Raw genomic sequence first — 20,064 nt, forward strand, 5'->3', positions numbered from 1 at the left:
GGGCGGCGGTTAGCGCTTGCCGATGGCGAGCGCGGTGATGGGCGTGCCGGTGTGTCGGGACAGGGCGGCGGTGACGTCGTCGCGGGCGTCCTCGGGCGCGATGCCGGCCAGGTTGGCCAGGGCGGCGGTCATACCCAGGTGGTCGCGGACTTTGACGAAGCCGAGCAGTTCGCGCAGCTGCGGCGCCCACATCGTCTTGCCGGCGGCGAGGTCGGTGTTGAGGTCGATCGCGGCGGCCACGACCTGTTTGGGGACGCCGAGTTGGCGGGCGAGGTCCCAGTCGGTGGTGACGTGCAGGTGGACGGTGAACCGGGAGGCCAGGGCCTCAGTGAGGACCGCGCCGTGCACGCCCGGGTTGTGGCCGGCGACGATGTAGAACCCGTCGACGGCCTGCACGCTCTCGTTGCCGTTTGCGGGGATGGTGATCACTCCGCGGCCGTCCATGGCCGGGTACAGGACTGCCAGGACGCGGGGTGGGATGAGGGTGGCGTCGTCGACCAGCAGCACCCGCCCCTCCCGCATCGCAGTGATGAGCGGTCCGTGGACGAACTCGTAGCCGCCGCCGGGGATCGGGTTGTAGGAGCCGAGGAAGTCGTCGACGACAGTGTCGCCGGTTCCGGCGACGGTCAGCAGGTCGGGAAACGCCGCCTCGACCATGGCCGTCTTGCCGGTCCCGGGCGGCCCGTACAGCAGCACGGGCACCTGCTGGGTACGCAGTCGCCGCAGTTCCTCGACGTCCCAGCCCCGGCCAAGCCGCCGCGGGTGGTACAGCGTGCCGTTCGGCCGCGCCACCGGCGCGGGCCGCGCCTGCCGGCCACCACCCTTGCTGGCGCGGGCGCGGGGTGCGGTGGCGGGGAGGGTGCCGGCGGCGTCGATGCCGGCCTGGGTGATCTGGAAGCGGTGGTGCGGGTCGCGGTGGTGGGTGGCGTGCCCGGCGGCGGCCATCTTCTTCAGTACCTCGAACACCGCGCCGGAGGACGGCGCGCCGATCGCCCGGGTGATCTCGCCGGTTTTGAAGATGTCGTCGGGGTGGTCGGCCAGGTGCAGGGCCACCTTCCGGTACAGGTAGCCGGACCGGCCGGGGGCGGCCTCAGCGGTGGGCGTGTCGGTCGCGGCCGGGTTGTTCTGCGGTGCGCCGGCCTGGGGGGCCGGTGGGGTTGGTGTGGTCATGGTGATGCCTCGATTCCAGGGTCGGGCCCGCGCACCCGTCTCCGGGTGCGCGGGCGGTGGGTACCGCACAGCGGAGACGGGTGGGGCCAACCCGTGCCTGCCTGGTCGGGCCGGGCGGGTGGGCGACCACACCCCGGTGGTGCTGAAGAGTTACGGCGGCACGTCGGGTCGCCGCCGGTGCGTGCTGGTCGGTGTTGACGCCGCGCGGGCGGTGTCTGCGCCGACGATGGAACGCCCCACAGCCCAATCGATCAAGTCGAATTGGTGCGGGGCGCGGGGTCGCTGACGTGCCGGTTGTCTACGCGGGCACGTCGAGGGTCGGGAGCTGGGCCGGTGGCCAGGTCGTGGTCAGTCGGCGCAGCCCCGTTCGCAGCCCTGCGGGTCGCACTGCTGACCGTCAGCCATCCGGGCCAGGGCCAGCCCGTCGTCGCCGTCGAGGAACGGCCAGCCGAACCCGTCGGCGAACGCCTTGACCTTGGGCGCCCCGTACATTGGGTAGCCGGCGTGGTCCATCGCCGCCACGATGTCGTCGCGGCCGAGGAGCCAGGCGAGTTCGCTGAGCTTGTCCACCGACCGGCTCGCCGAGTTGCCCCGGTGGTCGAGGATCTTCCCGATGGCGAACTCGAGGTAGTCCCGGGCGTAGGTCTCGTGGTCGACCCGCTGGGTCCACTCAACCGGGTGGCGGGGGGTGATGACCTGGCGGGCGTGGTCGAGGTCGAGTGACTCCACGAGCACGTCCTCCCGGAAGCCGAGGATGTCCTGTCGGTTGGCCCGGAGAGCCCAGACCCGGGTGACGATCTCCTCTTGGGTACGGATGGTCACTGGTTTTCCTTCCTGTTGGTCCTACCTGTCGTGGTGGTGTGTCGGGTGCCGCAGCCGGAGACGGCTCGGCTTCGGGTGACGCGGGGCGCGGCCTGGTCAGGGGCCGGCCGGCCTATGCCTGGTCGGGGTCAGGCAGGTCGCCGACGATCCGGTCGCAGGCGTACGGGTCGACGGCCTCCCAGCACCAGCTGCGGCCCATCACCACGTACCGGCCGTCACCGTCCGGGGCGACGCGTTCGATGGCTTCCGGATCGTCTGATAGGGCGCGCTGGTCGACCACGAGGACGTCTCCGTCGAAGGACAGGTCAGCCAGATCCGCGTCGACCCGGCGATCCAGGTCGTCCTCCGGTACGCCCTGCTCGCGCAGGCTGCGGCGGTGCTGGTCGCGGAGCCGGTACTGGTCGGTGACGATCGCCTCCGCCACCGAGCGGGTGCAGGAGAACACCCCCCACCCGTTCCAGTGGTCGATCAGTGTGCCGACGAAGCCGATCTCGAAGCGGTCATCGCCGTCCGGGCCGACGGTCATCGCCCACTCGCCGGAGAACACGCCGACGTCGCCGACGTGTACCCGGTCGGGGTGCAGGTGGGACACGTCGCGGCCGGTGGGGCTGGCCGCGAGGTGACACAGTGCGGCGACACGCTCTTCGGCCGCGGTGGCGAAGGCGTCGCGGTAGACGGTCATCGCCTCGTCGCGCTGCTGGAGGCGCAGCCCGAACCAGCCGGAGACATCGCCGGTGGCGTCGGCGAACAGCTCCCACCCGGCGGTATCGACCGACTCTCCAGCCGAGGAGAAGTGGGGCAACGTGTCGAGGACGGCGGGATCGGCGTCGTTGATGCCGGCCAGGATCCGGCGGGCGGCCAGGCGGGTGTCGCCGCTGACCCTGGCGCCGATGGTGTCCTGCGCCCACCACTCGGCGGCGGTTTGGCCGGCCTCGGTGCCGGCGGCCCGCATGCGTCGCAGCGTGGCGGCCCATTCGGTGGCCTCGGCGACCGGATCGCCGGTGGGCGGCGGGGTGGTGGCTGGTGCGATGCGGTCGCCGTCGTCGAGGCTCATCGACAGTGTCGAGCCGCTGTCCCAGGCGACCTCGACGATGTTCTGCCGCTGGTCGTGGCGGCGGACGGTGCCGGTGTCTCCGGGCCGCAACAAAGTGTGCGGGTCGCTGGTGTGGACCAGCGCGACGCGTTGGCCAGGCTGGTACCTCATGGTGGTCTCCGATCGGTAAGGGGACGGGCCATCGCTGCCGCTGGTGGGCGGCGACGGCGTGGGGTCGGGTGTGTTCATCGGGCGCTGCCTGTCGCGTCACCCGTCGTAGGGTTGTGCGGCGGCCAGGGCTTGCGGGTGACGTGGTCGCCGAACATCGGGTCGGTGACGACCGAGGAGCCGCAGCGGGTGCAGCTGGTGGCGGTGTCGTAGCCGTAGCCGGCCATGGACGACACCTCGATGTGGTCGATCTCGTCGACCGCGCCGCAGACGGTGCACACAGTCATCTCCGGGCCGCCGTCGTCAGCGGGTGCGGTGACGAACAGTTCCTCGGCGGGGTCGAGGTGGTGGGCGCTGTGCCGCAGCCAGCGGCCGTGGACCGTCGCCTCGTACACCACCAGTCGCCGCTGGTCGAGGTGCAGCAGGTACAGCCATTCGAGGGCCCCGTCAACGTCCTCGCGCAGCGCGCCCCGCCGGACGGTGTCGTTGTCGGCGGGGTAGCCCAGGCCCGGCACGGGCGGCTGCTGGTCCCAGCGGCGGGGCTTGGGGTTGACGGCGAGGGACCACCAGTTGCGGGCCAGCAGCGCCGTGGCCATGGCGTCGGTGTCGCGGCTGAACGTGTCGGTCCAGATCCGGCGCAATAGCGGCACCAGAACCTGCGGGTCCTCTCCAAACTGGATGAAGCGGGCGGTGTACCTGCCGCGGAACGCGGCGACACCGATGAGCGTGGGTGTGCTCACGGGCATTTCCTCCTCAGGTATGCGTGGATGGGGTTGCGGCGGTCGTCCCGGGGCGGGACGACCGCCGAGTTGGGGTGGAACACGCAGCCGCCGCCGGCATCCTCGATGGCGCCTACTGGTTGAGGGGCGCGCCGACGGAGGCCATGAAGGCGACCGGGTCGACGGCCGTGCCGGAGGTGTGGTCACCGAGGTGCACCTCGAAGTGCAGGTGCGGTCCGGACGAGTGGCCGGAGCTGCCGGAGACGCCGATGACGTCACCGGCCGCGACCTGTTGGCCCTCGGCGACGGAGGGGTGGGTGAGCATGTGGCAGTAGCGGGTGATCACCCCACCGGGGTGGGTGATGTCGACGTACCAGCCGCAGCCGCGGGTGAGAGCGGGGTCGCCGTCGCGGTCGCAGCCCCACTCGGCGCCGGTGCGCACGTCGACGGCGTTGCAGCGCACGACGGTGACGGTGCCGGCGGACGCGGCGTGGATCGGGCTGCCCTTGCCCACGATCAGGTCGACGCCGTCGTGCCCGGGCCGATCCGGGGTGCGGAAGCCGGAGCCGACGTCTCCGTGCAGCGGTTGGGTCCAGCCCTGCGCGCTGACGGTCACGCCGCAGGCGGCGAGGCCGGCGGTGACCCCGGTCAGGGCGGCGACGATGCGGCTGGCGTCGGGTTCCCACTTGGCGTAGGCGTCCGGGTAGGCCGACCGCTGCACCGCCTGGGCGGCCTCGGTCAGCGCCATCGCCTGCCAGCCGTCGACGGCCTGCAACTTCTGGTAGAACTTCGTCGCCGCGTACTGCGGGTCCCGTAGCTGCTCGGGGGTGCCCCAGCCCTGGGAGGGCCGCTGTTGGAACAGGCCGACCGAGTCGCGGTCCCCACCCGGGGTGTTGATCAGCGAGGATTCCTGCATCGCGGTGGCCACGGCGATGACCCAGCCGCGGGGCGGGACGCCGAGGCGCATGCCGACGGCGGTGATGGTGGCGGCGTTGCCGACCTGCTCGGCGTTCCAGTCACCGATCGGACCGATCCCGCCCGGGGCCGGGCTGCGCGTCGCCGACAAGGTAGTGGGTGTGACGCTGGTTGCCGTACCGCAGGCGCCGGCGCCGCCGCCGAAGATCAGGGTGGCGGCCAGTCCGGAGCACAGCAGCAGGACGCCGACGACCGCTATGGCGATCCCGGACAGCACGCGGGTGGTCATGACTGGTCACTCCTTCAAAGCGGCGGCCGGGTGGTGGGCGGGGACGGCGAAGGCCGCGCGGGCCAGTGGGAGGCGTCGCGCGGCCTTCGGGCGGGTGCGGGTCAGCGGGCGAGGACGGCGACTTTCTCGCCGTGCAGCAGGGGTGCCCCGTCGGGGCCTTTGATGTGGGCGTTGATCCAGATGCGGTAGGGGTGGCCGTCGCGGTCGATGAGGCGTCGCCAGTGGCCGCGGACGACGAACCGCACCCGGTAGTGCCACTTGGGTTCCCCGTCGGTGGGTTCGGCGAGAGGGCTGGTGCGGCGCAGCATGACCACGCGGGTGTCGTGGCGGATGCTGGCCCGCACGGCGCGACGTCGGGCGGCGCGGTCCAACGGGGCGGCGGCGACGGTGGCGAGGGGTTGGGCCTGGATGCGCCAGAAGGCGTAGGCGATAGCGGCGCAGGCGCGCATCGCGGTGGTGGTCTCGTCGATGCAGAACCGGCCGTCGGGGGCCGGTTCCCAGTCGCGGTCGTCTCCGTCGAGGACGGGCACGTCGGGGCGGGGGTCGACGGGCTGGCCGATGGGGATCTCGGTGAAGTCGGTCAGCACGTAGGGGGCGAACTGGCGGGCGAGGTCGGGCCGGTCAGCGAGCTGCTGCCGGCGGCGGACGGCCGCTGGGTCGTGCGGGTCGTGGTGGTCGGCCCAGCCGGCGATGGCCCAGAAGGACCGGCCGCTGTTCGTGTTGGTGGTGCGGGCCCAGGTGATCGCACCGATCGAGGACACCTCGCCGCTGAGGCTGCGGTGGTAGATCGGTTCGGGGAGGAAGAGCACCCCGCCGTCGTCGGGGGCGATGTCGGCGGGGAGCACCTCGCCGGTCAGGTCGAGGGCCGTCGCGGCGGCGGCGATGATCGCGGTCATTGCGGGGGCGATGACGTACGGCTCGCCGGATCGCCACGGGTTGGCGGTGATGGCGCGGACTGCATCGAGGACCTTCGCCATGCCCGCTGGGCTGGGGCTGGGGTGGTTGGCGAGGCGGCTGCCGAAGAACGCCTGCAGGTACTGCGCCGCGAGCGGGCTGCGGTGGTAGTCGACCATGCGGGTGCGCAGGTCCACCGCAGCGCGGGCGTAGCCGGCGAGAGTGTCGTTCGGTAGGAAGTTCACTGGTTGCCTCCAGGGTGCGTGCTCAGGCGGCCAGCGCCGCCACGGGTGGACGCCGGTAAACGCGGGATTCCGGCGGCACCGCGTCCGGTACGGGCGCGGGCCGCGTCAGGGGTGCCGGCGGGTGGGCCGGGGTGAACCAGCCGGTGAAGCGGCGCGGCGGGGCGGGCACGGGGGCGCGTCCCCGTACGACCCCGACCGGGCGCGGCGACGGCGGCGGGGGCGCCGGGGCGAGGGTGGCAGGGGCGCGGCGGGCGTGTTGTTCGGCGCGGCGGGCGGTGCGCAGCGCCCAGCAGGGGCCCTGCTGCCCGCGGCACTGCAGGTTCGTGCAGGCGCCGTCGGGTCCGGGTTGGTGGGCGGCGGCGACGTCGACCGCGAGCGCCCACAGGAGCCGGTCAGTGACGTCGTCCGGTACGGCGGTGCGGTCGCTGGGGCGCCGGCTGCGGCCCTTGGGCTGTGCGGGGTGTGCCATGGCGGGTGGCCCTTCGGTCGGCGGATCGCGGGCATGCGCGGTCGCCGCCCGACTCGCGTCGGAGCCCTTGGGAGTGCTGATGTCCGCACGATGGCCGACGACCAGCGATGATCGACGCTCATCTCTCGAAGAAGGTCAAGTCATGTCGGGCGGGCAAGGTTCTGCCCGCCCGGCACGGCAGCGTGGAGTCGTGGTTCAGGTGGTCTGTTCGGGGTCGAGGCGTACGCGGGTGGGGTCGACGGTGGTGAGCAGGTGGCGGGAGACGCCGCGCCAGTAGCGGCCGTTGTTGCCGCCGAGCGAGACGAGGGAGACGCGGCCGGTCCCGGTGTCGCGCAGCACCACGTACAGCTCGCCCGGAGGCTGCTTCCAGCCCGCGCCGGCGACGGTGACGAGGGTGCCCGGATGCAGCGGCGCCTCGTGGACCATGGTCAGCTCACGGCCGGTGGTGGTGTCCGCCGGGGAGGCGGGCCGCAGGTAGGTGGGGTTGACCTTCACCGGTCGGCCGCCGTCGACGGGTTCGACGACGACGTTGACCGGCAGCAGCCGGGTGACGCGGTAGGTGACGCCCCGGGGTGCTGGCGCGGGCCACCGCCGGGTCGGCGGTCACCCGGTCGCCGATGGAGTACGTGTGAGGGCTGCTCATGGCGGATGCGCTCCTTATCTGCGTCTCGGCGACCGTCGCCGAGGACGGGGAAAGCAGGGCTGGGCGGATGGAAGCGGGCACGGTGAGGACCTCACGCACGTCGACGGGCGCGAGGTCCTCTTGGTGTGTCCGTGAGCGGTCAGCGGCGGCGCAGGTCCCGCAGGCGGGTACCTGGCGGCGGTCCGGCGTGGCCGGTGGTGGCGGTGGCTCCGTGCACCCCGGCTCCGGTTTGTTTGGCCTGGTACATGGCGGTGTCCGCCTGGTGCAGCAGGGTGCGCGGGCCGACGCCGAGGGCGGCGCTGGTGTACCCGACGCTGGCGCGCACGGCCAGCGCATGGTCGCTGAGGTCGACGGGGTGGCGGCCGACCGCCCGCCAGGCGGCGCGGGCAGCGGCGGCGACGTCGTCGGCGCCGCCGTCGACCAGCAGGGCGAACTCGTCGCCCGACAGCCGCGCGGCGAGCCGTACCGGCCCTCGTAGGGCGGCCAGCCGTCGGCCGACCTCGGTGAGGACGTCGTTGCCGGCCTCGTGGCCGAGGGTGTCGTTGACGGCTTTGAAGCCGTCGAGGTCGAGCAGGACGAGCCCGAACGGGGCATCTGTGCGGGTGGCGCGGGTGAGGGCGGCGAGCAGTGCTCGCCGGTTGGGCAGACCGGTGGTGTCGTCGTGGTCGGCGGCGTGGCGGGCGCGGATCAGTGCCTGCTGTTGGCGCCACAGCAGCGCTGCGGCGAGGGCGAGACCGGCGAGGACTCCACCGGCGGCGGTGACGATCGAGGTCAGGATGGGAGACACTTGGGGAGCTCCTTGTCTGTGAAGGAGCACCGGGGGCGGGCGTGGTTCCGGGAAGTTCGACGCCCGCCTCCGAGCTATTGGCTGGCGGGGTCGTTCAGGCGGTGGTGTCGGCGAGGGCGAAGGTGGCGGGTTTCTCGGCGGCCAGCACTGCCCGCCCGGTCCCGACGAGTTTCACGGCGGCGTTGTGGACCGCGCCTGCGCTGGCCTTCTTCGCGCCGGTTCCCTCGTTGGCCCGGTCGACGAGCTTGCACAGTTCGCTGACCTTGTACTGCTGGCCGGGGTTGGCCTCGAGGATGTCGAGGATCGCGCCGCGCAGGGTGCCCAACGCTCGCCGTGTACGGGCCTGCGCCGCCTCGCCCGCCGCCTCCGTGGCCGGCGGTGCGGCGGGTACTTCCGTGGCGGGTTCACCCGTGGTGCTGTCGATGGCCCCGCCAGCAGGGGGAATATCCGGTGTGGCCGGTCCGGCGTCCGTTTCGTTCGCTGCGGGCGTCGTTCCGGTGGCCGGGTCGGTGTCGTCGGTCGTGACCGGTGCCTCGGGTTCGGCAGTCGAGCGGTCGTCATCGTCGCCGTCGTGGATTTCGGTGTCCTCGGCTTCAGCGGCCTCGTCGGGTGCCGCCTCGACACCATCAGGAGCCGGCGATGTCGACTCCTGAATGGCGTCCGGCTGCCCGTCGGCGGGAACCTCGGCGGCTGGCCGCTGGCCGTGGTCCTGCCCGGCGGCCTCTTCGCTGTTCTGCGTGTCGTCGCCGTGCGGCCCGTGTTCTGTGGCGGTGTCGGGTGTGTCGGTGTCGCGGGTGGCGGGCTCCGGTTCGGGCTGGCCGTGACCGCCGCACTGTTCGGCGTGAGAGCGGCCGGTGTCGGTCAGCCGCCACAGGCTGCGTCCGGTGTCGCTTCGGGTGGGCTCGGCCAGTCCCGCGGTTTCCAGGGTGCGCAGTTTCGGGGTGGTGGTGGAGTAGCCGAGGCCGGCTTCGGTGGCGATGGCGGCGGCGGTGGCCTCGCCGAGGCGGTGCAGCGCGGCGAGGACCTTCGCGACGCTGGGTGCCAGTGGCGCTGGTGCGGCCGTATCGGTGGTCGTGTTGGTTGGGGTGCTGGTCATGGGCGCGTGGCCCCCTTTCTCCTGCCGTCGGCAGGGGTTGGTGAGTGAGGCGTGTGCACTGATGCACGCTTCGGTTCGGGTTTTGATCAAGTCGTCTGCCCGGAGTGCGGGACTGCGGCGACGCGCACGGGTTGTGACGGTCAGCTATAGATGTCACTTTTCGACGGTGGTTGTCACCGGGGCTGATGCGGCGCTTCGGACTTGCTGGCTCGGAGACGATCGAGCGCTTATCGAAGCGACGGCTCGTTCGCGTCGATCTCGTAGGCGAGTCGGCCGATCAGGAGGTTGAGCTGTTCGCGGAGTGCGCGGAAGTGGCCGTTGACTGATGGCCGCAGGAGGTGGTTCCAGCGGGAGTAGATGTAGCGGGTTTCATCGCCGGGTGATCGTCGAGCGTGAAGGTCGGGGCGGATGGTGGGGGCGTAGATGTGGTCCCCGTGGGTGATCTCGGTCCAGACCCAGGTGCTGGCGAGTCGGCGTTTGCCGTGGCCCCAGTCGGTGTGTGGCACTCGCCGCTTGTTCACGAGTTGTTCGGGGAGTCCGTCGGTGATCTCGCGCCACTGGTCTTCTGGGATCTGCCAGTTGGCGAGCGCGTCGCGGCGTCGGCCGTAGTCGAGCAGTTCGGCGTCGGTGTCGAGGTGGTGGGCGAGCGCGTCGACAGCGTGGTGGAACGCGGCGGTGCGGGCGGAGGTGGTGAGCGCGCGGTGCACGACGTTCATGGCGTTGACGGCTGCATGCCGGGGTATGCCGAGGTGGGTGGCGGCGTCGGTGCTGGTGCTGTCGGAGGCGATGTGCGCGAGGCGTATGGCCACTGCGTGCTGAAGCAGCCGGGTCTTGAGGTCGGTGAAGTCGCTGAGGTAGTTGTCGATCCAGTGCTGTGGTGGCCGCTGCGGGATGTGCTGGACGCGCAGGCGGGTGGGTGGTGGTCCGGTCAGGCCTTGGCGGCGGGTGGCCCGGCTGGGCACTCCTGTGCGTTTGATGATGTGCAGGGCGCCGACTTCCGGGCCGAGCGCGGTGTGCAGGCCGGGTGAGCAGTAGCCGTCTCCGGGGAGGTACTGCTTGATCCACGGGCGAAGGCTCGGCGTGTTGTCGAGGAGGTTCGCGAGGAGATGCCGGACGGTGTCTGAGTCACCGGCTGAGGTGATGGCTGAGGCGGTGGTGAGCAGGGCCGCGTTCGTGGCGGCGTCGGTGGGTGGTTTGTCGTAGAGGGCGTTGTCGCGCGCTCGTCCGCGCTGCTGGCGGTCCTTGGCGATCTGGCGGCGGATGTGCTCGACGTGCCGGTCGATGAGCGCCGCGTTCCGGGTTGTGGTGACGAGAGGGCGGGCCAGCGGCCAGGATCCACCGATGACGCAGCTGAGGATGCGCAGGTCGGTGACGTATTGTCCGGCGGTGGCGTGTCCGCCGGCGCTGCGGGTGGGGCTGTTGTCGTGCAACAGGGTGAGCAGGCGCTCTTGCAGCGCGAGTGCCGCGGAGTCGGCGTCGTGGACGGCTGGCGGCGATTGATCGAGCCGTTGGCCGCAGCCGCGCTCGGCTGAGCGGCAGGGGCTTGGGCGGAGGTTGGCACGGCAGGCGACGGGATGCAGGGTGGCGTCAAGGCGCCGAGGCAGCATCCTGGTGCCGCTGTCACGGGCCAGCGCGGGTTGGCCGCAGGCCGGGCAAGCGTGGGCGAGCAGCCGCTGGTGCGCGGTGCAGGCGAACACGACGGGTAGCCGCCAGAGCTTGCTCCAACCGCCGCCGTGCTGGTTCTGGATGTCGCTGCCGTCGCCGGCCAGGCATTCGGGGCAGTGTCGGGTGAACCGGGCGAAGATCCAGTTCTCCTTGACGAGCATGCCGTGGGCGAGGCGTCGGTGCCGTCCGGTGCGCAGCGGGTTCAGTGGCGGGTAGGGGGTGCTCAGGCTGTCCAGGGTCAGGGCTGCGACTTCGTTCGGGGTGAGCCGGGTGGTGCGGGCGAACGTGGCCGCGCCGTGGCGGGTGAGGGTGATCATGTTGCTGGCGCGGGCGCCGTCGGGTGGTTGTGCGAGACCGGTGAGGTGTTCCAGTCGGGCGGGAGTGAGGTCCAGCCGGTGCGCGAGGCGCAGGATGTAGCCGGGCAGCGACTCGTCTGGCAGTGGTGTGAGGCTGCGTGGCAGCGGTGTGCCACTCACGGGCCGGCGGGGGTGTTGCGGGGAACGGCGAGGTTCGCCTGGCGGTGGTCGCGGCTGTCGATTTCGACGGCGAGTTGGGTGGCGTAGTCGACGAGCAGGCGGTCGAGGGCGATGTCGTGCAGGCGGATGCAACCGTCGCGGAAGCGGGCGACCATCGCGTAGGCGCTCAGCCGCCAGGCGTTGTGCAGGTGAGGGGGCTGCCGGTCGCGGATGGGATGCGGGGCGAACAGGTGTTCGCTGCCGGTCAGCCGTGACCAGACGATGATGGAGGCGCTCTGGCGTTTGCGGTCGCCGAGTTCGGGTTCGCGTCCGTGGATCCACTCCGGCGGTGGCAGCTGTTGCGTGAGGTGCCGCCAGGTGGCGGGGTCGATGCACCAGTCGCGCAGTGCGGTGCGCCGTTGGTGGTAGTCGGTGCGGCTGGAGGCGGCTTCGATGTGGTCGGCGAGGTCGTGGATGGCTGCCTCGAACTCGTGGGGGTCGCTGCGCTGGCGCGCCCACGCGTGCACCGCTTTGACGCTGGAGTAGCAGCGGGAGCGTGCGGCTGCGGTGTCGGGCAGTCCGAGACGCGCGGCGGCCTGGCCGATCGAGCCCCCTGCGGTCGTTTGACACAGGTGCAGCGCGGCGGTTCGTCGCAGGTGCACAGGGTTGACGTCGTCGAAGTGGGCCAGGAACCGCATGAACCAGTCGGGTTGCAGGAACTGGGCGATGTGTTCGGGGCCGAAGGGTGTGCGTCGGATCGGGACGCGCAGACCGCGGGCACGCCGTGGGCGGGCGTAGGTCTGCAGGGCCGGGGCGATGGCTTGGCGTAGCCCTTCGGAGCTGTTGGGACGTTCTTCGAGGAATTGGCGGCTCCAGTCGGCGCGGGCCGGGCGGCGCGGGTCGTGGGTGAGCAGGCCGCGCAGGTGGCCGGTCAACTCGCGCGGATGCGCGAGGGTCAACAGTCGGTCGGCGGTGGCCAGCAGCGCCGCGCAGGCGATTGCGTTGGCGGGCGGGCTGCGGTGATCGTCGATCGTCGGCGTCCGGTGCTCGCTGCCGGAGCGGTCCGTCGGGTGGTGTGGGGCTGCGGTGAGGTGGCGTTCGAGCACGTCGGCGAGCTCGATAGTGGGCACCAGGTCGTGGGCCAGCGGCCAGGAGCACCGGATGAGGTAGCTGAGTTGGATCAGGTCGGTGAAGTACTGGATGGCGGTGGTGCGTTGACCGAGGACGACGACGTTGTCGGGTCGGGTGGTGTCGAGCGCGTCGCGGATGCGCTGCTGCAGGCGCAGCGTTGCCGGTGGCGGCGTGACTGCGGTGACATCGCCGGTCAGCCAGACCCCGCAGCCGGCGGCCTGGTCTCGCCGGATCGGGCTGATGGTGGCCCGGCACTGGCTCGGGTGCAGGGTTTCATCGGACCAGCGAGGTAGCGCTCCGTTCTCCTTGTGGTGAGCGAGGTGCCCGGCGCTGCACTGGTGGTTCAGGTAGCAGCGATGCACGGGGCAGGCGAACACGACGGGCAGCCGCCAGGCGCGTCGCCAGCTGCCGGCATGCGGCCACGAGGCGGTGGAATCCGGCGGGGCCAGGCAGCGCGGACAGTAGCGGGAGTAGTTCGTCAACAACCAGCCGTCGAGGTGGCGCTTGACGCCGCGGCGTCCGCTCGGCTGCGGCCGGGGTCTGGCAGCGGGGTAGCGGGGTGCGTACGCGGCGAGGAACAACGCCTCGGTCTCGGCGTGGGTCAGCCGGGTGGCGTGCGCGAAGCGGTGACGCGCGGCCGGCTCGCCGTCAACGAGCAGCCCGGTCCGCGCCGCTGCGCGGTATCGGCTGCCCGTTGGCGGACAGACCAGGCCGGTGGCGACCACCAGCCGGGCCGGCGACCTCTCGAGCCGGCGCGCTAGGCGCAGCACGTAACCGACGATCGATTCGTCGGGAAGCGGGTCCAGGCTGCGGGGCAGTGGCAGGCGGCCGGTCACGCGCTGCGGGCGGAGTCAGCGGCGGGGATGCCTCGATCGTCGAAGACGGTGTTGCGGCCACGTTTGGCGGGCCGTCGGCGTGCGGCGTTGTCGGTGTCGACCGGGGGGACGGGCGGAATCTCACCGGCGGACGCATCGCGGGTCGGGTCGTCGCCGACCTCGACCACGACCCTGTCCAGCAGCGCCTGGGTGAGGCGTTCCTCGCCGCTGTCGAGGGCTTCGGCGCAGCCGTCCTCGATGAGCCGTTCCAGCAGGCCGACCACCCCGCCGGTGCGGCGGAACAAGTATTCGGGCATGGTGGCGTCGGTGAGCATCGCCGGGGCGGCGTTGAGCAGCCGCAGGTGCTGCTCCAGGCCGGTCAGGTGCGCGGTCCACGCGGCGATGCGTCCTGCGGTGTCGTAGCGGAAGGGCTCGAGATGGACGAGGTCGAACCGGCGTTCGGTCTGGGTGGAGAGGCCCTCCCCACTGGGCGGGGGTGGGAAGACGATTTGACCGGTGCGCCGGTCGTGGCGGCCTTCGCGCAGCAGGCCGGAGCCGGGGATGTCCACGCCGATGAGGATCAGCGTGGTGTGCATGCTCATGAACGCCCGCAGCAGGTCGAGGGTGTCCTGGTCGTCGGCGCGGTGCATCTTCAACCGGGTGATGTCGTCGAGCAGCAGCGCCCGGACGCCGTGGTCGTGCAGCGAGGTCCGCACCGATCTGGTCAGCTGCGGCAGCGTCATCTTGTGGTGATCGGCGCCGAAGAAGTCCAGGATCGCCTCGCAGGTGCTCTTCGGCTTCGCCGTCACCGGGGTCTGGACGTAGGCGACCGGCGCGTGCAGGTCCCGTGTGCCGGGGACTGCATTCGGGTTGAGCTGGGCGTGTAGCTCCAGCCAGGCGTCCTCGAACGCCGCCGCGATCTCGCAGGCGGTCTCGGTCTTGCCCTGGTATCCGCCACCGGTGATCATCAGTCCGGCGCGGGTGGTCGGTTTGTGTTTGAGGGCGTTGCTCTGCAGCCGCGAGCGCATCATCCGGGTGACCGTGAGGCTCATCGGAGTGTCCTGCATCGGCAAGTTCGCGTGGGTGGCGGCCCGGTGCAGATCATGCAGGTGACGTCGGCGGGGGCTCAGCAGTCGGTAGTCGGCCAGACTCAGCCGGGGTGCCGGAACGAAGGCGTGCCGGTTCAGCCGCCACCGCCGCCACCCGTCGACGGTCTCCCGGTCGGTGATCGGCCCGGGCAGGATGAACGGTGCCGTCCCGGTCGTTGGCTGATCGTCTGCGGCACTCACCGCTCCTCCGTGCGGTGCTGCCGCTGTCCCGGACCGTCGGCGTCGACGTCCGCGGTGTCCTCATCAGGCAGTAGGAACAGGTTGCGGCGTCGGAATCCGTCACCGAGGCGCGCCGAAGCGGCAGCGGGTTGCCCGGTAAGGGCTTGGCGGCGTCGGTGGGCGCGGTCATCGTCGACGGCTTGCTGCGCCTGCCGGGCCCGGTCGCGCCAGCGGTGCTGCTCGACGGATCCGTCACCGCCGCGGCTGGCACGACGACGCGCCGCCTGGTCACCGGCGAGGGCGGGGCGGTCAGTGGCGGCGGCGCCGGCCTGGGTGCTCTCCCGTGCGTGGGTGGTGCGTTCGGTCTTGCTCATCCGGGTCGGCCAGGCCTCCACGGGAATGTGCGCGCCGATCAGGTCCAGCAGCAACGGAAGCAGTTCGGCGTCCGAACGGGGCCGCAACCCGGCCCGGCGCGCCGTGGTGAGCAGCTCGCGTACGCGGGCATCGCTGAACGCCGGCACCTCACCGTCCGACGGCGATCCGACCCAGTCCAGGCGATGCCACTGATGCGTCGCCGGGTCCTGGAAGAACACCGCGCGGGCATCTCGCGGATCCCGGCGCACCACCCACTTCCCGGCATTGCGGCCACCGCGCCCGGACGGAGTATGGCGGTAGGCGTCCAGCGCAGGGCCGTCGTACCACAGTCCGCGGACCTTGACCCCGCGCTGGCCATGGATCGCGACGTGGTGGGCCGGCAGCAGTTGGTAGTAGAGCTCTGGCGACGGGATCTGCATGGCGAAGCCGCCCTGCGCCATGGCCGCCGCGAACAGCGTGTTCGGGCTGTGGTCCCCGGCCGGGTCCCAGCACGGGGCGTGCTCACCCAGGCGGCGGTTCTGCCAAATCTTCACCGTCCACGTCGCGATCAGGTGCTCCATCGCGTCGATGGTCAACACCGCGTCGGCTTCCGGGTCGACGCCGCGGTCGGCGACGTCGACACCGCTGTAGCCGAGCAGCTGCTCGAACAGCAGACTGCGCACCGCGCCGAAGGCCCGCTCGACCGCCTGCTTGTCGGTCGGGCGCAGCACCCGCGCCGGCAGGATGTTGGCCCCCAGCACACGCTGCACCTCCACCAGGTGGTGGTTGCGGTAGACGCTGCCGTGGTCGGTGGTCACCGTCTCCGGAGCGAAGAACGGCAGCCCGGCCACCTCGTAGCCGGCGAACTCGGCCATCACCGCACCGGGCAGTCCCGGGTAGGGCCAGGCCATGTCCTCGTCCCAGTCCGGGCGCATCGGCAGCGGCATGGTCACATCACGCAGCAGCATCGCCACGTCCACGGCACTGTCGGACACCAGCGTCAACCGGAACGCCACCATCGAGTGCGTGTAGACATCCAAGGCGAGGGTCAGATGCACTGAGACCGGCTCCGCGAAGACCGTCTCACGGACCTTCACCGGCAGGACCGTGGTGTCCAGCGCGAGGACCTGCCCCGGCCGGTGCACCACCACATGTCCGCCGCTGGCCGGTAGCTCGCCGCCGCGGGCGTAGCGCTGCCGGGCACCGCCTGGCCCGAACCACTCTCGCCAGACCAGCCGCAGCGTGCCGTAACTCGGCACCGCGGCCTGCGCGTCGGCGCCGAAGCGCTCCCGCACGTACTGATGGATCATCCGCTCGCGGGTGCGCATACTCACCCGCGAGCGGTGCAACGTCTCCTGACGCACCGCGTAGATGGCCTCACGGACCTGCTCACCGACGCTCGGATGACCGCTGCGGGGCCGCAGCCACCGGTCGTCGGCGCAGCCGACCGGCCCGAACCGTCGCCGCCGGGCCTCCCACCGCAGCAGCGTGCGGTAACCCACCCGCTGCAACGCCAACAGCCGCGCCTGCTCCGCGTCCAGCAGGGCCAACTCGGCGGCCTTCGCCCGTCGCCGCTGCGTCACCGTCGTCGCCGTCGGGTCATAGCAGGCCTTCGGCTCGCCCGGCCCCGGCCGCAATGGATCCCCGCCGCGGAATCCGGTCTCCACCTCCAGCAGATGCGCGACCCGCAGCGCCACCCACTCCCGCTGCCGCTGACTCAGGTCACCCAGCACCGCCGGCTGCCGACCCCGGTCCGCAGCCGCAAGCAACGGCGATCGGCTCGACTGCCGGCAGCCGGGGTTGCCGACCAGGAACCGCAGGCTCACCGGCATCCGCCGGCCCGCTGCGGACAACAACACCACCCGCCCGTGATGCGGCTCTGCCCGCTCGACCACCCATTCCGTCCCGTCGAGCACCAGAGCTGCGCCTGGCGACAGGTCCAACACCGCCGCCGCCGCGGTCACCGCCCGCGGCCTTCCGTCGCGCACAACAGCGTGGCATCAGTAAGCGGACGACTCAGCTCCATGCCTAATCGTCGATGCCACAACAGGTGCAGCAGATACGCCCGCGCGACCGCCGGAGCCGACGTCGCGTCCGCGACCTCGGCGAACCCGCGCGGCCCCGCGGACACCACCGCCAGCACCTGATCGACCATCCCCAACCGGTCGATCAGCGGACGGCGCTGCGCCGACATCGCATCCAACGAGGCCGGCACGTGCCGGTGCCAGCCGGTCACCACCGCGTAGCGCCACCCCAGACTCAGCGCCACCTCCGCGGTGGCGGCGAACGCCACCAGGTCCTCGTTCCGCACCCGTGCCGCCGGGCGCACGTCAATCAGCCACCGCCCCGCCCGCGTGTAGGCGAGAAAGTCCGGGATGTGCTCCCGAGAACCGGCGTCGGTCACATACCGCAACCGCAGCGGCTGCGCCAGCACGTCAACCAAGTCGCCGGCGAAGTCCAGCGCCAGCAACAGCCGCGCCTCCTGCAACGACTCGAACCCGTGATGGCGGCCAGTGCTCACCAGGAACTGCAACCCCGAGCGGTGCCGCTGCCCCCGCCGCCACGAGAACCGGCGCATCGGCTGACAACCCGAGGCCGGCATCGAGGCCAGATCACGCACCGGGCAGAGCACCTCACCGCCGGCGTACCGCCACGCCGCCGTCCACCTCCGCGTCCAGCCATCCCGCAGATCCAGGACCTCACGCAGGCCGTCCAGGCCACGACACAGCACGGCGAGATCATTCCAACGACACACGTGTGACCACTGCCGCTCTTGATCAGCGCGACGCGCACAGCCGGCACCTACGCCTTGTGTTCCTTCAGCCACCGTGCCATCGCAGGGCGTTCGCAAGGTTGAGGTATGTCCGTTCTAGGTGAGTCCGAGTATTTGTAGGGATCGGTGTGGGTCTCGGCTGTTTCGGCGCAGGGTTGGTGCGATCGAGGTGGCGCCGCTGAGGCGGAGCATGCTGATCGCGGTGTTGCGGAGGGTGGCCAGGGCGCGGGGCGCGTTGCCGGTGCGTAGCCGGCCGGCGTCCTCGCGGTAGGTCGTGTCGCGAATGTGGTGAAGGACCTCGATGGCCCAGTGTCCGCGTAGCCAGTTGGCCAGGTCAGCGGGACTGGCCGCGGCTGCGGTCAGGCTGGTGATCGCGTACACCGTGACGGTGGACCAACCTCCGGTGAGCGGGTTGTGTCGGCGGCGCCGGATGCGCAGGGCCTGGGCCGCGTGGGGGAAGTCCAGCGCGAGCGGCCCCAGACAGGTGACCGCCTGCAACTGCCGGATGTCGTAGCGGCCGTGCCCGCGCTCGCGGGTGGCGTCCAGGGTGGGGATCTTCCCCCAGGGCAAGGCCTTGACCTGCCGGTACAGCCGTGGCTGATTGCGCTTGACGACGAAGACGTAACCGGCATGCTTGTCCTCGACCAGCCAGCGGGCATGCTCGCGCTGGGTGTGCAGCGCGTCCGCCGTGATGACCGTCCCGGCCAGGTCCAGGCCGTCGAGCAACGGCTGGAACCGGCTGATCTCATTCGTCTTGCCATCGACGTCGATCTGCGCCAGGACGATCTGCTCGGCCTGGTCCAACGCGGCCAGCAGGTGCACCTGAGACCCGGCCGGGCCGCTACCACGCAGCGTCTTACCGTCAACGGCGATCACCCGCCGGCCCCGCCCGGCCAGACCGGCCCGGCCCAGCAGCCAGCGACCCACCGCGGCATCCAACGCGTCGGCGTCGATACCGGCCAGCACCCGACCCAGGGTGCCGTCATCAGGCACCCGCCGGGCCCCGGTCAAAGCGTCGCGGACCGCACCGAGACGATCCCACACCACGTCCGGCAGATCCGCAGCCCACTCCACGATCTCCACGACCCGGCTGGATCCCGAGAGCACCGCCGCGATCGCCATCGCGAGCAGCCCCGGCAGCGAATAGATCCGACCTCGGGCATCACGCGGGTCCGGAACCTCGGCAAGAACCTGCAGCAACCCCGGCGTGTCCCGCTCCGACAGCGGCGACACACCACCCAGACGTGCGGACAACCCGCCGATCAACGATGATGCTTCCACGAGCGCGGTCCTTCTCGATCATCCAGTCTAGACACCTGAATGATCACCAGAAGGCCGCGCTCTCCTACGTACCCGACGGAACCGGCGTGGCTACCCCACAACCGGCAATCCGGTCATCTCGCTACCTTGCGAACGCCCTGCGTGCCATCGAAGCCTACGACGGCCTCACGGTCGCCGCGACGCGCCGTCGCGAAGTGTGCGGTGGATCAACCAACGACGATCAGCCACAGCTCGTCAATGCTGCACTCTGCGCCGCGTCCGTCTCGCTGATAGAGCACAATACAGCGGACATGCCGGCGGTGCGCAAACGGCACGAACCAAGATGGGAAAGCGATTCTCTTTCGCGCTTCTGCCTGAACGGCGCCCACCCAAAGGTGGACGCCGTTCAGGGGTGCGTCATCCTGAGCGACACGAAGGACCCGCCGGCCTGACTGCCGCCAGCGAGATCAGACCGTGTAGGTGTAGACCTCGGCGGCGTTGCCCGGGCCGGACCAGCTGAAGTACTTGGTCGTTCCGCTCGGACAGGCCTTCTCGCTGTAGTTCCAGCTCCCGTTGATCAGCGCCTTGACCTGAACGCACTTGCCGTCGGACTTGGTGTCCTTGACTCGGCCGTCGACGTAGACGCTGCCACCGCTACAGGAGATGGTGTAGTGGGACTCGCCCCCAGGGATGTACACGTCCCGGGTCTTCGGGCACGTCTCGGCCAGCGCGGGGGCTCCGTCGAGAACCACAGCACCCATACCGGCCATCACCGACACGCCGGCAATCCCCAGCATTCGACGAACATTCATGTTGAGCCCTTTCTGATTGATGGGCTTCGCTGCGCGCGCGATAAACAACCTATAAAATCCAATTGCATAGAGCAAGGTCGCTGTCAAGTCGCGTAATGCCAGGTAGGTCATTTCGGCCATCCGACCACTCGCGCGTGATTTATTGATCACCGAGGATGGTCGCATCCTGGGCATTGGGCTACCTTGGTCCTGATTCACCGAGCGGGCAACAGGGCGGTGCGGGACGACCAGGATCCTTGGGGTGAACTAGCCTGGCCGATGACGTCGCCCCTGTATATTGA

At 71.0% G+C, this 20,064-nt stretch carries 18 protein-coding genes; 1 reads left to right on the forward strand and 17 read right to left on the reverse strand.

All coding sequences use genetic code 11. From position 1 onward, the window contains the following. Positions 1-9: 9 nt before the first annotated feature. From O7618_RS21955 to O7618_RS22030, 16 genes are all read right to left on the reverse strand, one after another. The gene (locus tag O7618_RS21955; RefSeq protein ID WP_278108005.1) at positions 10-1,170 is read right to left on the reverse strand and encodes an AAA family ATPase; all 1,161 of its coding nucleotides are present in this window, start codon (positions 1,168-1,170) and stop codon (positions 10-12) included. A gap of 348 nt (positions 1,171-1,518) precedes the next feature. Then, the gene (locus O7618_RS21960) at positions 1,519-1,992 is read right to left on the reverse strand and encodes a hypothetical protein (RefSeq protein ID WP_278108006.1); all 474 of its coding nucleotides are present in this window, start codon (positions 1,990-1,992) and stop codon (positions 1,519-1,521) included. A gap of 112 nt (positions 1,993-2,104) precedes the next feature. Continuing rightward, positions 2,105-3,196, reverse strand: coding sequence for a DUF4314 domain-containing protein (locus tag O7618_RS21965; protein ID WP_278108007.1), 1,092 nt, complete (start codon positions 3,194-3,196; stop codon positions 2,105-2,107). Positions 3,197-3,270: 74 nt separating this feature from the next. Beyond that, positions 3,271-3,933, reverse strand: coding sequence for a hypothetical protein (locus tag O7618_RS21970; protein WP_278108008.1), 663 nt, complete (start codon positions 3,931-3,933; stop codon positions 3,271-3,273). Positions 3,934-4,045: 112 nt separating this feature from the next. Continuing rightward, complete coding sequence (locus O7618_RS21975; RefSeq protein ID WP_278108009.1) at positions 4,046-5,116, reverse strand: M23 family metallopeptidase; 1,071 nt, start codon at positions 5,114-5,116, stop codon at positions 4,046-4,048. 101 nt (positions 5,117-5,217) lie between these two features. Beyond that, complete coding sequence (locus O7618_RS21980) at positions 5,218-6,255, reverse strand: hypothetical protein (protein ID WP_278108010.1); 1,038 nt, start codon at positions 6,253-6,255, stop codon at positions 5,218-5,220. 22 nt (positions 6,256-6,277) lie between these two features. After that, complete coding sequence (locus O7618_RS21985; protein WP_278108011.1) at positions 6,278-6,724, reverse strand: hypothetical protein; 447 nt, start codon at positions 6,722-6,724, stop codon at positions 6,278-6,280. 195 nt (positions 6,725-6,919) lie between these two features. Then, a complete protein-coding gene (locus tag O7618_RS21990; protein WP_278108012.1) occupies positions 6,920-7,219 on the reverse strand; it encodes a hypothetical protein in 300 nt (99 codons plus the stop codon). Positions 7,220-7,506: 287 nt separating this feature from the next. After that, on the reverse strand, positions 7,507-8,154 hold the full coding sequence (locus O7618_RS21995) for a GGDEF domain-containing protein (protein ID WP_278108013.1): 648 nt from the start codon (positions 8,152-8,154) through the stop codon (positions 7,507-7,509). A 94-nt stretch (positions 8,155-8,248) separates the two neighbouring features. After that, positions 8,249-9,250, reverse strand: coding sequence for a MarR family winged helix-turn-helix transcriptional regulator (locus O7618_RS22000; RefSeq protein WP_278108014.1), 1,002 nt, complete (start codon positions 9,248-9,250; stop codon positions 8,249-8,251). Between the two features lie 227 nt (positions 9,251-9,477). Further along, positions 9,478-11,391, reverse strand: a complete 1,914-nt coding sequence (locus tag O7618_RS22005) for a TniQ family protein (RefSeq protein WP_278108015.1) — start codon at positions 11,389-11,391, stop codon at positions 9,478-9,480. Next, a complete protein-coding gene (locus tag O7618_RS22010; protein ID WP_278108016.1) occupies positions 11,388-13,337 on the reverse strand; it encodes a TniQ family protein in 1,950 nt (649 codons plus the stop codon). The genes O7618_RS22005 and O7618_RS22010 overlap by 4 nt, the downstream gene beginning before the upstream one ends. Then, positions 13,334-14,605, reverse strand: a complete 1,272-nt coding sequence (locus O7618_RS22015) for a TniB family NTP-binding protein (RefSeq protein ID WP_278108017.1) — start codon at positions 14,603-14,605, stop codon at positions 13,334-13,336. The genes O7618_RS22010 and O7618_RS22015 overlap by 4 nt, the downstream gene beginning before the upstream one ends. Next, positions 14,602-16,902, reverse strand: a complete 2,301-nt coding sequence (locus O7618_RS22020) for a hypothetical protein (RefSeq protein ID WP_278108018.1) — start codon at positions 16,900-16,902, stop codon at positions 14,602-14,604. Before O7618_RS22020 ends, O7618_RS22015 begins: the two co-directional genes overlap by 4 nt. After that, positions 16,899-17,558: a TnsA-like heteromeric transposase endonuclease subunit gene (locus O7618_RS22025; protein WP_278108019.1), complete on the reverse strand. Its 660-nt coding sequence runs from the start codon at positions 17,556-17,558 to the stop codon at positions 16,899-16,901. The genes O7618_RS22020 and O7618_RS22025 overlap by 4 nt, the downstream gene beginning before the upstream one ends. A gap of 249 nt (positions 17,559-17,807) precedes the next feature. After that, positions 17,808-18,992, reverse strand: coding sequence for an ISAs1 family transposase (locus O7618_RS22030; protein WP_278104195.1), 1,185 nt, complete (start codon positions 18,990-18,992; stop codon positions 17,808-17,810). Here O7618_RS22030 and O7618_RS22035 point away from each other — a divergent pair. Then, positions 18,980-19,423, forward strand: coding sequence for a hypothetical protein (locus O7618_RS22035; RefSeq protein ID WP_278108020.1), 444 nt, complete (start codon positions 18,980-18,982; stop codon positions 19,421-19,423). The genes O7618_RS22030 and O7618_RS22035 overlap by 13 nt on opposite strands. A gap of 15 nt (positions 19,424-19,438) precedes the next feature. Here O7618_RS22035 and O7618_RS22040 read toward each other — a convergent pair whose 3' ends face one another. Then, on the reverse strand, positions 19,439-19,894 hold the full coding sequence (locus tag O7618_RS22040) for a hypothetical protein (RefSeq protein ID WP_278108021.1): 456 nt from the start codon (positions 19,892-19,894) through the stop codon (positions 19,439-19,441). Positions 19,895-20,064 lie beyond the last annotated feature (170 nt).

The organism is Micromonospora sp. WMMD980, assembly GCF_029626035.1.
In the GTDB taxonomy this organism is placed as follows: Bacteria; Actinomycetota; Actinomycetes; order Mycobacteriales; family Micromonosporaceae; genus Micromonospora.

Coding starts and splice junctions, on each gene's coding strand:
- O7618_RS21955 (WP_278108005.1), bottom strand. CDS start 1,170: ATGACCACACCAACCCCACCGGCCCCCCAGGCCGGCGCACCGCAGAAC.
- O7618_RS21965 (WP_278108007.1), bottom strand. CDS start 3,196: ATGAGGTACCAGCCTGGCCAACGCGTCGCGCTGGTCCACACCAGCGAC.
- O7618_RS21975 (WP_278108009.1), bottom strand. CDS start 5,116: ATGACCACCCGCGTGCTGTCCGGGATCGCCATAGCGGTCGTCGGCGTC.
- O7618_RS21985 (WP_278108011.1), bottom strand. CDS start 6,724: ATGGCACACCCCGCACAGCCCAAGGGCCGCAGCCGGCGCCCCAGCGAC.
- O7618_RS22000 (WP_278108014.1), bottom strand. CDS start 9,250: ATGACCAGCACCCCAACCAACACGACCACCGATACGGCCGCACCAGCG.
- O7618_RS22035 (WP_278108020.1), top strand. CDS start 18,980: ATGATGCTTCCACGAGCGCGGTCCTTCTCGATCATCCAGTCTAGACAC.
- O7618_RS22040 (WP_278108021.1), bottom strand. CDS start 19,894: ATGACCTACCTGGCATTACGCGACTTGACAGCGACCTTGCTCTATGCA.